The organism is Acinetobacter sp. 1207_04 (assembly GCF_052850415.1).
The window spans coordinates 25996-45032 of sequence record NZ_VXCQ01000009.1; the positions used below are offsets into that span (position 1 = coordinate 25996).

General features: G+C 37.8%; 14 protein-coding genes. 6 read left to right on the forward strand and 8 right to left on the reverse strand.

Going from position 1 to position 19037, the window contains the following annotated elements; translation table 11 throughout:
* Window positions 1-343: 343 nt before the first annotated feature.
* Window positions 344-2953: an aminopeptidase N gene (gene pepN, locus FW754_RS09580; RefSeq protein ID WP_446324511.1), complete on the reverse strand. Its 2610-nt coding sequence runs from the start codon at window positions 2951-2953 to the stop codon at window positions 344-346.
* Between the two features lie 285 nt (window positions 2954-3238).
* Between pepN and FW754_RS09585 the strand changes: the two genes are divergently transcribed.
* Both FW754_RS09585 and FW754_RS09590 read left to right on the forward strand, forming a co-directional pair.
* Window positions 3239-3583 (forward strand): SMR family transporter, encoded by a 345-nt coding sequence (locus tag FW754_RS09585; protein ID WP_419349015.1) that lies wholly within the window; start codon window positions 3239-3241, stop codon window positions 3581-3583.
* Between the two features lie 49 nt (window positions 3584-3632).
* Window positions 3633-4208, forward strand: a complete 576-nt coding sequence (locus tag FW754_RS09590) for a TetR/AcrR family transcriptional regulator (protein WP_409510188.1) — start codon at window positions 3633-3635, stop codon at window positions 4206-4208.
* Between the two features lie 113 nt (window positions 4209-4321).
* Here the strand turns inward: FW754_RS09590 and putA are convergent, their stop codons facing one another.
* A complete protein-coding gene (gene putA / locus FW754_RS09595; RefSeq protein ID WP_446324512.1) occupies window positions 4322-8080 on the reverse strand; it encodes a trifunctional transcriptional regulator/proline dehydrogenase/L-glutamate gamma-semialdehyde dehydrogenase in 3759 nt (1252 codons plus the stop codon).
* A gap of 123 nt (window positions 8081-8203) precedes the next feature.
* Between putA and FW754_RS09600 the strand changes: the two genes are divergently transcribed.
* A complete protein-coding gene (locus tag FW754_RS09600; protein ID WP_446324513.1) occupies window positions 8204-8707 on the forward strand; it encodes an Lrp/AsnC ligand binding domain-containing protein in 504 nt (167 codons plus the stop codon).
* 58 nt (window positions 8708-8765) lie between these two features.
* Here the strand turns inward: FW754_RS09600 and putP are convergent, their stop codons facing one another.
* The 4 genes from putP to FW754_RS09620 all read right to left on the reverse strand — a co-directional run bounded on the left by putP (window position 8766) and on the right by FW754_RS09620 (window position 13990).
* Complete coding sequence (gene putP / locus FW754_RS09605; protein WP_419349003.1) at window positions 8766-10271, reverse strand: sodium/proline symporter PutP; 1506 nt, start codon at window positions 10269-10271, stop codon at window positions 8766-8768.
* A 505-nt stretch (window positions 10272-10776) separates the two neighbouring features.
* A complete protein-coding gene (locus tag FW754_RS09610; protein WP_446324514.1) occupies window positions 10777-12084 on the reverse strand; it encodes an MFS transporter in 1308 nt (435 codons plus the stop codon).
* A 305-nt stretch (window positions 12085-12389) separates the two neighbouring features.
* Window positions 12390-13301, reverse strand: a complete 912-nt coding sequence (locus tag FW754_RS09615; protein WP_446324515.1) for an alpha/beta fold hydrolase — start codon at window positions 13299-13301, stop codon at window positions 12390-12392.
* A 140-nt stretch (window positions 13302-13441) separates the two neighbouring features.
* Window positions 13442-13990 (reverse strand): PadR family transcriptional regulator, encoded by a 549-nt coding sequence (locus tag FW754_RS09620; RefSeq protein WP_409510182.1) that lies wholly within the window; start codon window positions 13988-13990, stop codon window positions 13442-13444.
* Window positions 13991-14162: 172 nt separating this feature from the next.
* Here FW754_RS09620 and FW754_RS09625 point away from each other — a divergent pair, with 172 nt between their 5' ends.
* The 3 genes from FW754_RS09625 to FW754_RS09635 all read left to right on the forward strand — a co-directional run bounded on the left by FW754_RS09625 (window position 14163) and on the right by FW754_RS09635 (window position 18003).
* Window positions 14163-16187: an FAD-dependent oxidoreductase gene (locus tag FW754_RS09625; protein WP_419348997.1), complete on the forward strand. Its 2025-nt coding sequence runs from the start codon at window positions 14163-14165 to the stop codon at window positions 16185-16187.
* A gap of 189 nt (window positions 16188-16376) precedes the next feature.
* Window positions 16377-16784: a nuclear transport factor 2 family protein gene (locus FW754_RS09630; RefSeq protein ID WP_409510180.1), complete on the forward strand. Its 408-nt coding sequence runs from the start codon at window positions 16377-16379 to the stop codon at window positions 16782-16784.
* A gap of 106 nt (window positions 16785-16890) precedes the next feature.
* Window positions 16891-18003 carry a YheT family hydrolase gene (locus FW754_RS09635; RefSeq protein WP_446324516.1) on the forward strand — a complete coding sequence of 371 codons (1113 nt, stop codon included), beginning with the start codon at window positions 16891-16893 and terminating at the stop codon, window positions 18001-18003.
* 27 nt (window positions 18004-18030) lie between these two features.
* Here FW754_RS09635 and FW754_RS09640 read toward each other — a convergent pair whose 3' ends face one another.
* Together FW754_RS09640 and FW754_RS09645 are read right to left on the reverse strand one after the other, a co-directional pair.
* Entirely contained in the window at window positions 18031-18390 is a 360-nt protein-coding gene (locus tag FW754_RS09640; protein WP_409510178.1) for a hypothetical protein, read from the reverse strand.
* Between the two features lie 74 nt (window positions 18391-18464).
* Entirely contained in the window at window positions 18465-18944 is a 480-nt protein-coding gene (locus tag FW754_RS09645; RefSeq protein WP_446324517.1) for an internalin, read from the reverse strand.
* Window positions 18945-19037: the final 93 nt, after the last annotated feature.

The following is a 19037-nucleotide window of genomic DNA, read 5'->3' on the forward strand; positions in this document are numbered from 1 at the left end:
ATGATTAAAAAGGAATACTGTGCTGTCCATAATATTCCTAATGTATTTCTTTCTGAGTTTTTAAAAGCCGATCATCAAGTGGGGTTTAAAACAAATAAATACACAACGAGTGTGATTAAGGCTAAAAATGAAACTATAAGGTAGCTATTAACTGTATTGAAACTTTTGATAAATTTAAGAATGTCCATGAACTTAATTTTATAGATTGTAAGTAAACGTTAATTTTACCTGAAAACTTTTATTCTGAGTAGGGATTTGGTCTAGGTTGTTTAAAAAACCCAGAGATAGTCTCTGGGTTTTTAGTTTTAGTTGGTCTTTAATCTGACTGAGTTGGCGATATTGATTATATAGTCAACATGCTATTGAGTGTTTCAGAAACATTTTTAGATTTTACCAATGGTTTTAATGCCTCAAGTTGTGCTTGTACTTCACTACGCTGTGGTTCTGCTAGCGTATACCAACGTGATAAAACCTGTAATAGCCGAGAACCAATAATTGGGTTTTTCTCATCTAAATACTTCGCTAAATCAATAAAGTGCTGGACACCAAAACTCCATGTGTTGACAGGATTAGCATTTAAACCGCCTGAAACTGAACGAATACGGTTGGGTACAGCTAAATCATAATCAGGATGTGAGGTTAGGTATGCAATTGTATCGGCATCTGCTTTAGGATGTGCTGCTTGAATCATAAACCACTGATCCATTGACAATGCTTCATCTTTAAAACGTAAATAAAAGTCAATAAGTGCTGACTCTGCTTGTGGTGCATCATTCCACACTAAAACTTTGAGTGCACCCAAACGTAAAGACATATTCTTTGTTGTTCGATATTGTGCTTCTGCTAAAGTAAAGACTTCATCATCCCCCTGACGTGCCATCATACTTAATGCAATATTTTTAACTGCACGCACACCCATTGCTTGACTGAAATCTTCAGGTTCATCTAAAACTTGGTATACATTTTTCCAAAAACCTTTAAATATTGTTGCAACAGCATTTAAAAGTGCTTCACGTTTTTCTTTAATTACCAATGGATTGTAATTTTGATCAATACGGCTTGCCAAATAACCTTCTGTTGGCACATCAAATAAGCGTGACACCAATAATGGGTCTGTGCTGATTAATTTGCCAAGGAAGTCGGGCGCACTGATCGCATCAAGATAAACTTGTGCATTGTGATCTTTAAGTAGAATGTTTTCCAATAAGGTCTGTGATGCTTGCCATTGGTTAAAACCATTAGTTTCGTAACGTAATAAGAATGCAAGCTGTTCATCTGAATAATTAAATTCTAAATTTACAGGTGCTGAGAAGTTACGTAACAATGACACCACAGGTTGAGTAGCTACATTTGTGAACGTAATACTTGCTGTATCCGTATCAAATAGATACATACCATCTTTGATGTTATTTTCAAACAAGGCATCAGAGCTAAGTACAAGTTGTTCGCCTGTTGCTGCATCAAAAAGTGCTAAAGCCACAGGAATTGGTACGGCTTTTAAATTTGGATATTTCGGATGTGCTTTTAGGCTTTGTTTAAAGCTTAATGTATAGGTTTGTGCGGTTGCATCATATTGATCTTGCACTTCTAACTTTGGTGTACCAGGTTGATTGTACCATGTTAAAAATGCAGATAAATCAACACCTGAACCTGCAGTCAATGCTGCAATCCAATCTTCAACTGTTACAGCTTGACCATCATGGCGTTTGAAGTATTCATCTGTTCCTGCACGGAATTTTTCTTTACCGAGTAATGTTGCCATCATACGGTTAATTTCAGCACCTTTTTCATAAACCGTTGCAGTATAGAAATTATTGATTTCAACAAAATGATCAGGACGTGGCGGATGTGAAAGTGGACCTGAATCTTCAGGGAATTGATGGGCTTTAAGTACAGCAACATCATCGATACGTTGAACCGCAGCCGATTGTAAATCTTCCGAGAAGGATTGATCACGGAAAACCGTTAAGCCTTCTTTTAAGCAGAGTTGGAACCAATCACGGCAGGTAATACGGTTTCCTGTCCAGTTATGGAAATATTCATGGGCGATGACAGATTGCACACGCATAATTGATGCATCGGTGGTAAATTCTTCATCTGCAAGTACGCATGAGGTATTAAAGATATTTAAACCTTTATTTTCCATTGCACCCATATTGAATGCGCTGGTTGCTACAATCATATAGTTGTCTAAATCGTATGGGCGACCATAATGCTCTTCATCCCAACGCATAGAATGTTTCAGTGCTTCCATCGCAATGTGACATTTTGGAATGTCTTTTTCTTCGGCATAAATTTCAAGTGCAACGTCACGACCTTCTGAAGTCGTATAGCGATCTTTCAGTACTGCCAAATCGCCAATCACACAGGCAAATAAATAGGCTGGTTTTTTAGTTGGATCTTTCCAAATGGTATAATGACGGTTTTCACCAGTTTCACCTGCTTCAATCAAGTTGCCATTGGCAAGTAAAACAGGGAATTTTTTGTCTGCTTCAACACGTGTGGTAAAAACCGATAAAACATCAGGACGATCAGGGTAAAAAGTAATTTTACGGAAACCTTCAGGTTCATTTTGCGTGACAAATAAATCGCCAGCGGCTTGATATAAACCTTCAAGCTGAGTATTTGATTCAGGATGAATAATAACTGTAATTTCAATAAGCGCATCAGCAGGGGCATTTTGAATGATCAATTGCTCAGTATTGAGTTGATATTCATTTTCAGACAGTAATTGACCATTAACAGCAATAGATTTGAGTTCAAGATCACGACCCAATAGCACCAAGTCACCTTCAGCCTGACGCTGCATTACCAATTTACTGTCGACTTGTGTATGGTCTGCATAGACTTGGATATTTAGGTCAATAGAATCAACCATAAAAGCAGGTTTTTGATAATCTTTTAAATAAATGGTTTGATCTGCTTCAACCAATGGGTTTGCTGCAATATTCATATAATGCCTTCATCCTTATCTATATTTGTCGTCATCAATGTGGTGTGTGAAGTATCGTTAAATTTGATGATACTCCAGGATTGGGTGACTGTCTTGAATATTTGAGTTGCCTTATGTATGGGTGTGGTGGACTGATTTTTCAATCTATTTTCAGCTTTTAAAGGCATCTTTATTGCCTTTGAGTGATAAATAGACGTTGAGATGTATTAAATAATTGGTTGAAATTGCAAAATGAGATCAATTTAGATAACATACCTATCGATCGGTATCTTTTATAGGTTTATAATGAACAGTTTTCTTTTTGCTTATTCATTGCTTGGCTTGGCGATTATTTCAGAAGTGACAGGCTCTACGTTTTTGGTGAAATCGGAGGGATTTACCAAATTATGGCCATCCCTTGCCGTTGTCGTATTATTTAGCATCGCATTTTACTTGCTATCACAAGTCATTAAAGTAATTCCGTTGGGTATTGCTTATGCAATTTGGGCAGGTGTGGGGATTGTCCTCACTGCAATGATTGGATTTTTTGTCTTTCAGCAGCGTTTAGATGCAGCAGCTATGATTGGCATCGGTCTAATTGTATCGGGTGTGGTGGTGATTAATTTATTTTCACATTCTGCTGGACATTAAGTTAATAATTTATCAAAAGTGAAACATAGAGATTGGAGCCGAGTATTTAATGGAATCTGTCATACAAAATGCATATCAGCGCAAGAAACAACCAAATTTGGTTCGGCAACGTATTTTGGATGGCGCAATGCAGCTTGCAGCAGAAAAAGGTGTAGCAAGTGTTTCAATTCAAGCCGTTGCGGCATTTGCAGGCGTGACCAAAGGGGGCGTGTTTCATCATTTTGCCAATAAGCAAATTTTAATTGAAACCATGTTACATGAGGTTTTACACAAATTTGATCAGGAAATTGACCGATTTATTGAACAAGATACGGTGCAATATGGCTGTTTTACACGTGCGTATATTGAAGTGACCTTAACCCATCAATCTTTTGGGGTAAGTTCATTATGGGCAACCTTATCAATGACTTTAGTTTCTGATCAGACTTTTAGTCTGCTTTGGAATAGGTGGTTAGCGGATCGTTTAAAGCAACATCAACACACTGATGCTGATTTGAATTTACGTATATTGCGTTATGCCGCAGATGGTGCATGGTTTATTGAACGCTTTGATCCCGGAAATGTGCAAGATTTGATGGTGCTTAAACAAGAATTAATTCAACGCTCTTATCCTACTATTACTTAAGATGAATACTTAGTGATTGTTATTCTCATAAAAACGCCTATTTCAATATTGAAATAGGCGAGGAAAATTTAATTTTTAAGCCTTAAATATCGATAAAATAACTGCTATTGCGGCTAACTTTGTAGCGTCATCAAACTTGCATTACCACCTGCAGCAGCGGTATTGATGCTGACGGCTCTTTCAATCACTAAACGGTCTAGGGGTATAGATTGCCCAATCTGTACATGGGTAATACCAATAATCGCTCCTTGACGTTGTGCAATGCTTTGTTGTAATCGCATCAATTTTTGTTCCGAACCTTGATACAGTACAGCATCAAAATGATCTGTTTCAATATTTTGAATGATTTGAATACTTTTACGTAATGTTTCAGGCATACTCGATAAATATTTTAAAATCACAACATCATCACGTAAGACAGCTGGTGTACTTCCAATTGCATAAACACTCGTAAGTTGCTGAATCAACGATTGTTCTTGCTCAGCCATACACAAAACGGTTTTACGTGGCACAATCGTATAATGATTACTTTCACCTGTTGGTCCAGGCAGGGTATATAGACCAATCAAATTTTCTTCGATACTTAAGTTCAGATCAATTTTAAATTGTTGCATTGCCCATGTTTTAAACGCTACAAATTGTGCTAATTTTGTTTTGGTTGTGAGTGATTTTATTGTACCAAAGAGTTGATTTTGTTTATAAGATTGGTGTTGCATGAGTTTATGCATATAAATTGGCCCACCTGCTTTCGGCCCTGTACCTGATAAACCTTCGCCACCAAAGGGTTGCACGCCAACCACTGCACCAACAATATTACGGTTAATGTAGAGATTACCCACTTCGGCATGTTGTATAACCGTATCAATGGTTTCATCAATACGGGTATGTAAGCCCATGGTCAGACCATAACCTTTATCATTGATATGTTGAAGTAATTTTTCAAGCTCACCATATTTATAGGTGATGACATGCAACACAGGACCAAATACTTCACGTTTAAGCTCATTTAAATTAGGTAGTTCAATGAGCGTTGGCAATACAAATGTACCTTGTGTCTTGTATGAATGATCATACTTATCTTGTGATGTTTTAAATTGTAATTGATGAACGGGATAACCTTTTTGACGCATTTGTTCAATATGATTTTCAATATTTTGCTGTGCATCAAGATCAATAACAGGACCGACATCGATATCTAATTGTTGAGGATTACCACAGTTGAGTTGTTGCATTGCACCTTTGAGCATTTTGATGAGGGTAGGCGCGTTGTCTTGTTGCACACATAAAACACGTAGGGCAGAACAGCGTTGACCTGCACTGTCGAATGCTGAATTGACTGCATCAAGCACCACTTGTTCAGTCAATGCTGATGAGTCAACAATCATCGCGTTTTGTCCACCTGTTTCAGCAACTAACGGAATAGGGCAACCTTGTGGACTTAAACGTTTAGCTAAAGTTCGTTGTAAAATTTTGGCAACTTCGGTTGAGCCTGTAAACATTACCGCATGAATACGATCATCTTGGCTTAGTTGTGAGCCGACAATTTCACCACGTCCTGGTAAAAGTTGTACGACAGATTTTGGAATGCCAGCTTGCCATAAAATTTTCACGGCTTCGGCTGCAATAAGAGGTGTTTGTTCGGCAGGTTTAGCAATCACACAATTTCCGGCTGCAAGTGCCGCAGCAATTTGCCCACTAAAAATTGCAAGTGGAAAATTCCATGGACTAATACACAATACCGTTCCTAAGGCATCTATTTTGCCTTGTATATTTTGTGATTGCGTTGCATAGTAACGTAGGAAGTCAACCGCTTCACGTACTTCAGCAATACCATTTGACCATGTTTTCCCACTTTCACGGCACAGTAATACCATCAGTTCTTGCATCCGACCTTCCATCAGATCGGCTGCTTTGAATAGACATTCCGCCCGTTGTTGTGAAGGGGTATTTTGCCAAAGTGCATTGCTTTGCGTGGCATTATTCAGTGCAAGATCGACCTGATCGCTTTCAGCTTCATAGACAAAACCGACAATATCTAGATGATGTGCAGGATTGATAACGGGCTGAGGCTGTAAATTGGATTGTTGAAGATCAAAATTTTCTAATAATGGGGAGCTTGACCATTGTTGATTCGAAAATTGCTCAGCATATTGATTTAACTGCTGTAATTCAGCATCGTTGTTTAAATCTAAACCAATTGAATTTTGACGAATGGGTTGTAATACATCATGAGGTAAAGGAATGGCAGGGTGCTTCGTTCCAACAATACCGATTTGTTGCGCCGTGTGCTGAATTTCATGAATTGGGTCTTCAATTAGTGCTTCAATTTGCACAGTTTGATCGGCAATACGGTTGACGAAAGAGGTATTTGCACCATTTTCGAGTAAACGACGAACCAAATAAGCGAGTAAGGTTTCATGATTACCAACAGGTGCATAAATACGACAAGGAACTCCTAATTTTTGATCAGTAATTGAACCAACCACTTGATCATATAAAGGTTCTCCCATGCCATGTAAGCATTGGAACTCATATTGTCCTGCATAATATTTTTCAGGTTGTGCAAGTTGATAAATGGTCGCTAAGGTCTGGGCATTGTGCGTAGCAAATTGTGGATAAATCAAGTCAGGCGCAGCTAACAGTTTTTTGGCACAAGCAATATAAGACAAATCTGTATGCACTTTTCGGGTAAAAACAGGATAGTCTGACATGCCATCAATTTGAGCTTTCTTAATTTCGCTGTCCCAATAGGCACCTTTGACAAGACGAATCATCAAGCGTTTTTGGCTACGTTTTGCAAGGTCAATAATATAATCAACCACATAGAAACAACGTTTTTGGTATGCTTGTATGACAAAACCAATGCCTTTCCAGTTTTTCAAAGCGGGCTCAAAACATAAACGCTCAAGAAGCTCTAAAGAAAGTTCAAGGCGTTCCGATTCTTCTGCATCAATATTCAGCCCAATATCATAACTTTTTGCTAATAAAGCTAAATTGAGAATTTTAGGATAAAGCTCATCATGCACACGGGCGATTTGGCTACGCTGATAACGTGGATGCAATGCGGATAATTTGATAGAAATTCCTGGGCCACTATAAACATCTTTATCGGCAGAGGCTTTACCAATAGCATGAATGGCTTGGGTATAATCAGCCAAATAACGATCTGCATCATATTCGGTCAGTGCGGCTTCACCGAGCATATCGTATGAATAGCGGAAGCCTTTTTCTTCAAGCGGTTTCGCGTGATCAAGTGCTTCTTCAATGGTTTCACCAGTGACAAATTGCTCGCCCATCATCCGCATTGCTGCATCAACCGCTTTACGAATAATGCCACGCCCACTGCGTGCTAAAAGGGAAGTGAGCATGCCTGATAAACTTTGATGTTTTGGTGTTTCCATCAGTTTACCAGTGAGCATTAAGCCCCATGCAGCAGCATTGACAAACATCAAGTTACTTTGCCCCAAATGATCTTTCCAATTGCCTTGATTAATCTTGTCTTTGATCAGTAGGTCACGTGTGGCATTGTCTGGAATACGCAGTAAGGCTTCGGCCAAACACATCAAAGCAATGCCTTCTTGTGATGACAGGGAAAATTCTTGTAATAAGCCTTGTACGATGCCTGCTTTGCCCGATGAGCTTTTACGCTCGCGTAAGCTATGTGCCAAATTGAATGCAAGATCATGAATATGTTGATTAAGGTCATCATCAATTTGAGTATGCTCAAGTAGATTTTCGATGCATTCAGGTTCAGCACGGCGCCATGCCGTATTGATAGCATGTTGAAACTCAGTATGAGGATGAAATGGGGTAATACTTTCAAAAGCAGGTGTATTAAGTGCTTCTGTGCTTGCAGATGAAATCGTATTCATGGTCAACATCCTGTGACTGAACAATATATTTTTGTTGAGTTGGCTACCTTATTTAATTTATCATCACAGAAATAAAGCCGAATAACTCACTATAATTTGATTAATATTTAGAGAATAATTCAAATGACAGCCTCAATTTATACTCTAGACCGCATAGATCTCAAAATCCTCGATATTCTGCAAGATGATGGAAAAATATCTAATATTAAATTGGCAGAAGCAGTTAATTTATCCGCCACCGCCGTACTTGCTCGGGTACAAAAGTTAATGGCAGATGGCTTTATTTTGGGTTATGAAGCCAAGCTTAATCCTGATTTACTTGGTGCGAGTTTTGTCGTATTTGTCGAAATTTTACTGGATAAAACTACACCCAACGCACTCGATGAATTTTCCGAAGCGGTGGTATTGCATCCTGAAATTATTGCTTGTCATATGATTAGTGGTGGTTTTGATTTTTTAGTGAAAATTCGCTGTAAAGATATGAGCGAGTTTCGACACATTTCAGGACAAGTGCTGTGGCAGTTACCAAGCGTTAAGGAGACACGGAGTTATCCAGTGATGGAAGTCATCAAAGATAGTCAGCATATTCATTTAAAAAGTACGCTGAAAATTGCATCAAAAAAGTAGATTTAAAAACAACAAAAAAGGGCATGAAGCCCTTTTTTTAAAACATGTTTAAACGATTTTAGTTTTTCATGTCTTGCATTTCACGATTGTAGATATTTTCAGCACTTTCAAAACGTTCAATCACATCTTGAGTCGGTTCTTTATCCATTAAACTCACCACAATGATGCTGATGAAAGATAAAATGAAGCCAGGTACAATCTCATATAGACCCAAATCGCCCATATAATTTTTCCATGCAATTACGGTAACTGCACCCACAATCATACCAACTAAAGCACCATTGAGCGTCATGCGTTTCCACATGAGAGACAAAATGACCAACGGACCAAATGCAGCACCAAAACCTGCCCATGCATAAGCGACAAGACCGAGTACTTTACTTGCAGGATTCATGGCAATTACAATGGCAAGAACTGAAATGGCTAAAACCATTAAACGACCAACCCAGACCAATTCATTTTGTGAAGCATTTTTACGTAAAAATGCTTTATATAGATCTTCAGTTAATGTGGTTGAACACACCAATAATTGTGCGCTGAGGGTACTCATTACAGCGGCTAAAATAGCTGCCAAAATAACGCCTGCAATCCAAGGATTAAATAGAAGTTTGGTTACTTCCATAAACACAGTTTCAGGGTTGGCTTTGACAACAGCAGCAAGTTCAGGGTGTACGTGGAAATAAGCAATACCAACATAACCTACAGCAACTGCACCCCCTAAACATAAAATCATCCAAGCCATACCAATTCTACGGGCAGCTGGAATAGAGCGTACTGAGTCAGCCGCCATGAAACGAATGAGAATATGTGGTTGACCAAAATAGCCTAAGCCCCATGCCATTGAGGAAATGATGGCGATGCCACTAATGCCAGTAAATAAATTACTTGCATGTGGTCGAGCAGTTTCAATTAATTGTGTCGCAGATGTTGTATCACCTAAGGCTAAATAGGTCATGATTGGTGCAAGGAGTAATGCAAAAATCATCAGGCCTGCTTGGAAAGTATCCGTCCAACTAATTGCTAAGAAACCACCAATACATACATAACTTATGGTCGCAAGTGCACTGAGCCAAAGTGCTGTGGTGTAACTGAGCCCAAAAATACTTTCAAATAAACGTGCACCTGCAACCATGCCTGAAGCACAGTAAATGGCAAAAAAGACTAAAATCACCATTGCAGAAATGATGCGTAAAATCTTTTTCTTGTCACCAAAACGGCTTGTGAAATAATCGGGTAGAGTCAATGCATTACCCTGAATTTCGGTATGTACACGTAAGCGTCCTGCTACCAAAAACCAGTTGATCCATGCGCCAATAATCAAACCAATGGCAATCCATGATTCAGACAAGCCTGAAAGATAAATTGCACCAGGTAGCCCCATGAGTAACCAACCACTCATGTCGGAAGCACCTGCCGATAATGCCGTGACAAAACTTCCGAGGCTACGTCCTCCCAAAATATAATCGGAGAAATCTGTCGTCTTTTTATATGCATACAGCCCAATGCATACCATGACGATAATATAAAAAACAAATGTTACGACTGTGGGGTTGAGATAATCCATAAAGTTTCCTTTTATCACAGAGGATAAATCCGTCCAGTATTGTTGTTATGTCCGGTCCTTGAATGAGCAGATTCAACCACGGATTTAAATTTACGCTCTGTTACAATAAGGTGTAATTTACTAGAATTTTGTGCAAACAAGTGTAATTTTGCTTACAAATATAAAAAATACTTTAAAATCAGTCGTATATTGTTAAATTTTGCTTTGTGATGATCTGTTTTGATTTGCTTGGAGGCTTTAAGTGTTGGTGTCTCGCAAAAAAAGTAAGTTATTCTGTAGAAAAAATAATCAGTTCTTTTATTAGGATGCTTCTGAAACATACCAATTTTTTACTCAAAGTATGAACTTTGTTTACTTTAGTTCGAATGATGGGCTTTAAATCAAAAGAGCTTTTAGGGAGATAATCTTCATAGAATTAAGGAAGAACCGAATTTTGAGATAAAAGTTGTAGTTAAAAGAAAGCCAACATGCATGTTGGCTTTCTTGTTTGTCAAGAACAAAGGTCTTAATGGTCATGATGTAAGTATTTAGGCTCTTTCGGTAGGCGCATACTACAAAATAAACAAATAATCAGCATGATTACGACATAAACGAAAAATGTATTTTCATGTCCAACATCTTTAAGTTTAAGTGCAACAGCAGGTGCAGACCCACCAAAAATTGCATTTCCAACAGCATAGGCAAAACCGACACCTAATGCACGAATATGAGAGGGGAACATTTCAGCTTTAACCAAACCACTAATTGATGTGTAAAAACTTAGGCATAGCATAAGAAAAATTAGTAGCAGTGTTACCATTATTGCTGAGTTGTGGAAGTAAGGCATTGCCAAAACCATTACAGGATAAATAAAGACAGCACAACAAATACTAAACAGCATCATTGATGTACGGCGCCCAATGCGATCTGCAAGCATGCCGAATAAGGGCTGTACACACATAAAGATAAAGAGAGCAAAGGTCATCATATAACCGACGGTTTTGTCAGTGAAACCAAGGCTAGTAATATATGTTTTTGAGTACACCGTAATAAGGTAAAAGCACAGTGAGCCTGCAGATGTGTAACCAACAACCAATAGAAAAGTACGCCAATTATTTTTGAATAACTCTCTTAAACTGCCTGAACCTTCTTTGCTAGCCTCATCTTTAGATAAGGTTTCTTTAAGATGACGACGTGCAAATAAAGATAAAATGGCGACAATACCACCAATCACAAAAGGAATGCGCCAACCGCCATCCATGAGTTGTTCTTTACTCATCAGTGCAAGCAATAGAACACCAAGCGCACTTGCTAAAAGTTGACCACCTGCAAGTGTGACATATTGAAAAGATGAATAAAAACCACGCTGACCTTTTAGTGCGATTTCACTCATATAAGTTGCAACGGTACCGTATTCGCCACCGACTGAAAGACCTTGTAAGAGTCGAACTGCCAAAAGGCAAAATGGAGCTGCCATGCCAACTTGATCATAAGTGGGTAAGGCTGCAAATAAAAATGAGCTGAATGCCATAAGAGAAATTGAGATCACCATGGAGTTTTTGCGCCCATAAGTATCACCAATCCATCCAAAGAGCCAACTTCCAATAGGACGCATAAAAAAGCTTGCGGCAAATACACCCCATACGTAAATGGCTTTGGTTGAGTCTGACATATCAGGGGCGGTAAGTGCATGGGTAAAATAGATAGCAAAGGCGGCATAAATATAAAAATCAAACCATTCGACTAAATTTCCCGAAGCAGCACCGACAATAGACATAATACGGTTGCGCTTTTCATGTGGATGATATTGAGGGGTTTCAATTTGTTGGCTCATAGATAGTCCTGATCTACTGTTTTTATAATCAATAGATTCAGTCTATGTGTAGAATATTTTTGAAGTTTAAAATGTATAAAAAAACTACAAAACAACGGTCTAAAATTATGAAAATCTGCTCATAATCAAATTGTATTTTGAAAATAAGTATGAGAAATTAAGAGAGATATAGGTCAATATTTATTTAAAAATTACAAATTTTCTCATAACTAGGATATTTTTTTAAATGCGTAGAGAGTGAAAAATCAGCTATTGCTAGGTATATAAACAATAGATAACTCGATAAATTTTTAGTTTCAATAAGTTCAAGTATTCTCTTTTAGAAACTGATGAATTTGCTGTGTAAATTTGACAGGCTCGGTGATGAGGGGCGTATGCCCTGAGCGTTTAAAAATGATATTTTTCGCGTTCATAAGAGTATTTGAGACATGCAGTTGCCCTTCAATCGGATAGAGTGAAGATTTTTCACCGATGAAGAAAGTAGTTGGAGATTGAAGCTCTGAAATTGCATCACGATAATTTTCAGTATGATTTAAATAGTTGTCGATATACCACGTCATGTAATCTAAACGACGGATCGGTAAGAGATGTTTTTGTAATTGTGGGTGTTGTAGAGCCAATTTAAATAAAAAAGGACTGATTTTATTACTGTTTTGTAGTTGAATGAAATTAAGCCAAATTTGTACAAGCTCAGCTCTTGGTTTATTAGGTAAATCATCGATATAACGATATTGTTCATATTGATGTAAAAACTGTGATAGTTCTGCAAGTAAGCGTTTAAATTGATCATGTTTTTGCCCAAACAAGCCATAAGACCAATGTTCATCAGTGGTAATTTGCGGGGTTTGATCAATATGTAAATAGCCTTTTAACTGGTCTTTTAAATTGCCATATTGCATACCATGCATGGTCGTTGTCGCACCCATTGAGTAGGCAATCAGTAGGAAATCATTCAAGTTTAATTGCGTAATCAGTGATTCAATATCTCGCCAATGGTTTTGAATGGCATCTAAATTTTGTGGAATAGCACAATTTTTCGAACCGCCAAAACCACGCCAGTCTGGGATATAAAATTTGTATTTTTTAATGTTTGGCAATAAAAAAGGAAGCCATTGCCAACTGTGCATGCCTAAACCTGATAGCACAAGGACAGGTTCACCTTGGCCAATTTCACGGACAAAGAGATTTTCACCATCAGGCATTGTGTACATTGGCATGTATATTTCCTTTCTTTTTTGTTCTAGATGAGTTTTATAGCGTTTTTACAGGTCAATGTCAGTGACTGAATCTATATTTTGATTGAGATTATGACAGGGAACTTTGACATTTCGATGTTAGTTTTTCTTGAGCATAGTATTTAGTTTTGAGACTCGTTAAAATTTTTAAGTTGAGGAATAAGTTTTTCAAACCATTGGATCCAACCTATTTCAGAATCTATACCGAGTTGTAAAATCATTTTATGAATAAATAGCGTTCGATCTTGATCAGTATCTTTGGCAAAATCTCGGGCAAAAATCACTTGATACAGTGCGAGCTTTTCTTTGTGAATTTGTAAATGGCGTTCTAGTTCGGGCAGGATGGCATTACCCCCAAATTGTGCTTCAATACGTAGGCGAACCATAATTTCTTCACGTAACTGAGCAGGTTCAGCTTGTTTAAGCATCCAATCGGTAAGTTCCACACGACCGAGTTGTTCAACTTGATAGGTTTTTTTACGACCTGTATCCGATTCATCTTCGAGCGTGGAAATCCAACCTTTCTGCAACATGCCATTGAGTTCACGATAAATTTGCTGATGTGTTGCATTCCAAAAAAAGCCCATAGAGCGATCAAAACGACGAGCAAGCTCAATGCCTGTGCTTGGTTTTTCGACTAGACTTGTGAGTAAAACATGAGCTAAAGACATTTTTGTTACAAATCTCGAAAAAATAATTGCAAAGTTATTATGCAACATGTTGCATAAAAATCAATTCTCGCTTATAAATAAATCATAAATTAATGCAACAAGTTGCACTAAATATTCATCAGGATAATTTCGCCAGCCAAATTTATTAAAATCGGCAAGCCAAGGAGCATACATGTCTAACTATCCACATTTACTCGCACCCTTAGATTTGGGTTTTACCACATTAAAAAATCGTGTATTGATGGGATCGATGCATGTTGGTCTTGAAGAAGTAGATGGTGGTTACGAACGCATGGCTGCCTTTTATGCAGAGCGTGCTGCGGGAGGTGTAGGTTTAATCGTGACAGGTGGCATTTCACCGAATGATCATGGTGTAACATTCTTTGGCGGTTCTAAATTGGATCATTTAGAAGAAGCTGAGAAACATAAAGTGATTACTCAAGCCGTGCATGAAGCAGGCGGAAAAATTGCTTTACAGATTTTGCATACAGGGCGCTATTCTTATCAGTCTGAAAATGTTGCACCATCGGCGATACAAGCACCGATCAATCCAACAAAACCGCATGCTTTAACATCAGCAGAAGTAGAACAGACGATTGTAGACTTTGCTCACTGTGCAAAATTGTCGCAAATTGCTGGTTATGATGGCGTGGAAATTATGGGGTCGGAAGGCTACTTAATTAACGAATTTATTGCTGCACGTACCAACCATCGTGATGATGAATGGGGCGGTAGCTACGAAAACCGTATCCGTTTTCCAATTGAAATCGTAAAACGTACCCGCCAAGAAGTGGGCGAAAACTTCATTATTATCTATCGTTTATCAATGTTGGATTTGGTTGAAGGTGGTTCTACACTTGAAGAAGTAATTCAACTTGCGAAGGAAATTGAAAAAGCAGGCGCAACCATTATTAACACGGGTATTGGCTGGCATGAAGCACGTATTCCGACCATTGCAACAAAAGTACCACGTGCAGCATTTACATGGGTGACTAAGAAATTAAAAGGTATTGTGAATGTGCCTTTGATCACTTCAAACCGTATCAATACACCTGAAATGGCTGAACATGTATTGGCACAAGGTGATGCAGATATGATTTCAATGGCTCGTCCAATGCTGGCAGACTCACATTTTGTCATGAAAGCTGAACAAGGTCGTGCAGATGAAATTAATACCTGTATTGGTTGTAACCAAGCCTGCTTAGATCATATTTTCTCAATGAAAATAGCAACATGCTTAGTCAATCCACGAGCATGTTATGAAACTGAACTGATTTTCAAAGATTCGGCAAAAGTTAAAAATATTGCGGTGATTGGAGCAGGTCCTGCGGGATTAAGTTTTGCGACTTATGCTGCGGATCGTGGTCATAAAGTTACACTGTTTGAAGCATCCAATCAGATTGGCGGTCAATTTAATATTGCTAAAACCATTCCGGGCAAAGAAGAATTCTATGAAACTTTACGTTATTTCAAACGTAAAATTGAATTGCAGCCGAACATTAAGCTCGTACTGAATCATACCGCAACTTATGAAGAACTCAGCTCTGAAAACTTCGATGACATCGTAGTGGCAACAGGTGTAACACCACGCCATTTAGATATAGAAGGTATTGATCATCCTAAGGTATTGTCTTATATCGAGGTTTTACGTGATCGTAAGCCTGTTGGTAAAAAAGTGGCAATTATTGGTGCAGGCGGTATTGGTTTTGATACAGCGGAATACTTATCGCATGAAGGCGAAAGTGGCAGTCTAAACCCACAGAAGTTTTATGATGAATGGGGTATTGATACATCTTATGCGAATGTAGGTGGTTTGAAACAACCTGAAGTTGAACAATCGCCACGTGAAATTTATTTATTACAACGTAAAGCCAACTCAGTTGGTGCTGGTTTGGGTAAAACCACAGGCTGGATTCACCGTACAGGTTTGAAACATCGTCATGTCAATATGATTCCAGGCGCAAGTTACAACAAAATTGATGATCAAGGCTTACATATTACGGTTGGCGATAAAACCATGCTTTTAGAGGTCGATAATGTTGTGATTTGTGCAGGACAAGAACCTTTCACTGCAATGTTCAATCAGTTACAGGCTGATGGGAAGTCTGTACATTTGATTGGTGGTGCGAAAGAAGCAGGTGAGTTGGATGCCAAGCGTGCAATTCGTCAGGGCGCTGAATTGGCAATGGTGATTTAGTCGTTACTTTTTATATAGATGAAAGTTTTAATTTATTGAAATACATCTAACTTAATTCAAAGAAATCCCCCCAATCTCCCTTTTAAAGCGAGGAGTATTACGAATCTAATGATTTGTAACAACGTAGATTTTGCCCTCTTTAAAAAAAGGGGGGGAGATTATTTTTAAAAATTTTAAAAGGACATTAAGATGAGCTATATAAATACGAAACCTGCCATTCAAAAATGGCACGATATGATTGCAACACGAGATATGAGTATTCTGAGTGAATTACTTGCAGATGATGTGGTGTTCCGTTCACCTGTTGCATTTAAGCCTTATGAAGGTAAGCAAGTCGTTTTCTTTATTTTAAATAATGTTATTCAGGTCTTTGAAAACTTTACATATCACCGAGAGTTTTTCACCGAAGATGAACAAAGTGTAGTACTTGAATTCTCGGCTGTGGTTTCGGAAAAACAACTGAAAGGTATTGATATGATTCGCTTTAATGAGCAAGGTCAAATTGTTGAATTTGAAGTGATGATTCGTTCACTCAGTGGTTTACAAGCCCTTGCAGCTCAAATGGGTGAGCGTATTAAGTTGTTTCAACCAGCTTAGTATATAAATCGAATTAAAAATTGAAAATTATGCAGTTTCAGGATTCAGTGATGTTCGCATCACTGAATCTATTTTATTTTAAATATGTTAATGCTTAGGAAATTTGATGTCTATTTTGAAGAAAATCCGTTTGAAAAAACCCAATTTAAACAATGTTCGTCAGCTGACACAAAATGTACTTGATCAACTGACGGGTGCAGAACAGCCTAAAATGTATTTTAATCCAGAAGGTGAATTGACAGAAGTTTTACAAAAGTTGCCACAATTACAGCAAAAGTACCGTCCGACACCGTGGTTGAGTAATGCCCATGCACATTTATTATATTTTGATTTAATTCAGAAAAAAACGATTCAACTTCAATATGATCGAATGGATCAATTGACCATGCACGATGGTGGTGTAACTGCTATTTCATGGTATGGCTATGATTTACCTAAAGATACACCAACTATTGTAATCATGCATACCATCACAGGCTCACCGACCAGTATGCGTGAATTGGTTAAAGATTTAAATGAATATACGGGATGGCGTATTGCACTGTGCTTGCGCCGTGGCCATGCAAATTTACCCATGCCTGTACCAAAAATGTCGATTTTTGGCTCAACGGAAGATTTAAAAGAACAACTTGAATATATTCAAAAAAAATTCCCACAGTCTGATCTCTATGCTGTCGGTTCTTCTGCAGGGACAGGTTTATTGGTGCGTTATTTAGGTGAGCAGGGAGCAGATACTCCTTTTAAAGCTGCATTTGCGATGTGTCCAGGTTATGACACAGATATTGGCTTTGAAAATGTTCATCCTTTTTATAGCAAAGTTATGACTAAAAAATTATTCAAGGCTTTTATTCAGCCTTATACGCAAACTTGGCAACAAGTTAAATCTGTAAAAAATGTTTTAAAAACCAAAACACTGCAAGAGTTCCAGTATAAATATTATGAAATGGCGGGTTATGCCAATTATCAAAGCTATAATCAGGCCGTCAATCCTATTTATGTATTTGAAAATGTGACCATTCCATTGATGGTTCTCAATGCTGAAGATGATCCAGTCTGTTCAATTAAGAACTTTGAACCTTTTAAATCCGTGGTACAACAAATGCCAAATGTGGTTGTGGTCACCACGAAAAAGGGCAGTCATTGTGGTTTTTATGAAGGCTTACAGAGTAAATCGTGGGCATCTCGTTTAATTGCCGATTTTTTAAAACAATATTGCTAATTATAGATGTAAGTGCTTGTGAAATTATTAGCGTTTGGTTTCACAAGTTATTTTATATTTTTCAATCAATTGTTTTAAAATTTTTAAATCATCTTCGAAAATTACAGTATTGCCATACGCATAAATTTGATGGTCAATATTTTGAGTTTGATAGTGCTGAAAGCGTTGTAATTCGTTTAAATAGTCACAAGCTGTATAGTTGAGGCTCACTAGATTTTCAGAAGTAATAAAATTAAGTAATGATGATTTATATTTGCTAGATATGCTCATTTGAGCTTTAGATTTTGCTTCAAACACATCCTCATTTTTTTCGAAAGAATTTGCAAATGTAGGGTATGAAGTAAGTAAAAGCGTAAAATAAAATAAGATTTTATAAAAGTACTTCATTTAAATTATTGTTCTTAGTTGTAAAAGATAAAAATGTGAACTCAGTAAAATATCTGAGTTCACATTTTTCAGCATTAATTTTTCAAAGCAGGTGTTGCTGCTGCAATTGCTGCTGCAACTGCATCATCTTCAGACTGTGCAGTTGCAGTATTTGTTTTTACAGGTGCTTTTGGTTCATTCTGAACTTTTTGCTCGTTTGGCTGAGATTCAGCTTTTACAGATTCGGCTTTTGCAGGTTTTGTAGCAGGAGGTGGGGTCGTTGATTCTGTTGTGCGACGAATTTCTGTTGTTGTATGTGCAGTTTCAGTACGCTCAATTTCAACATGCGGTGCAGCAGGTACATCTGTTGTATTTGTTGTTTGAGTATTTACTTGCTCAGGATTTTGAGTTTCAGAACTTTCGAGGTTCTCAAACTGAGCAGGTTGTTCTGCGGCTGTTGCTGTTGAAGCGGTTGTTTGCTCAGTAGATTCGTTCTTCGGCTCTTCTTTTTTTACACAAGCCGTAATTAAAATTGCAGTGGCAATTGCCCCGCAAACTAAAAATTTCTTATTCATAATTGCTCGAAACAAAACATCATATTGGGTGAAGTAAGTATAACAGCAAAATCAAAGATAAAAATCATCTGTTGAAGTGTTAATTTTTTATTG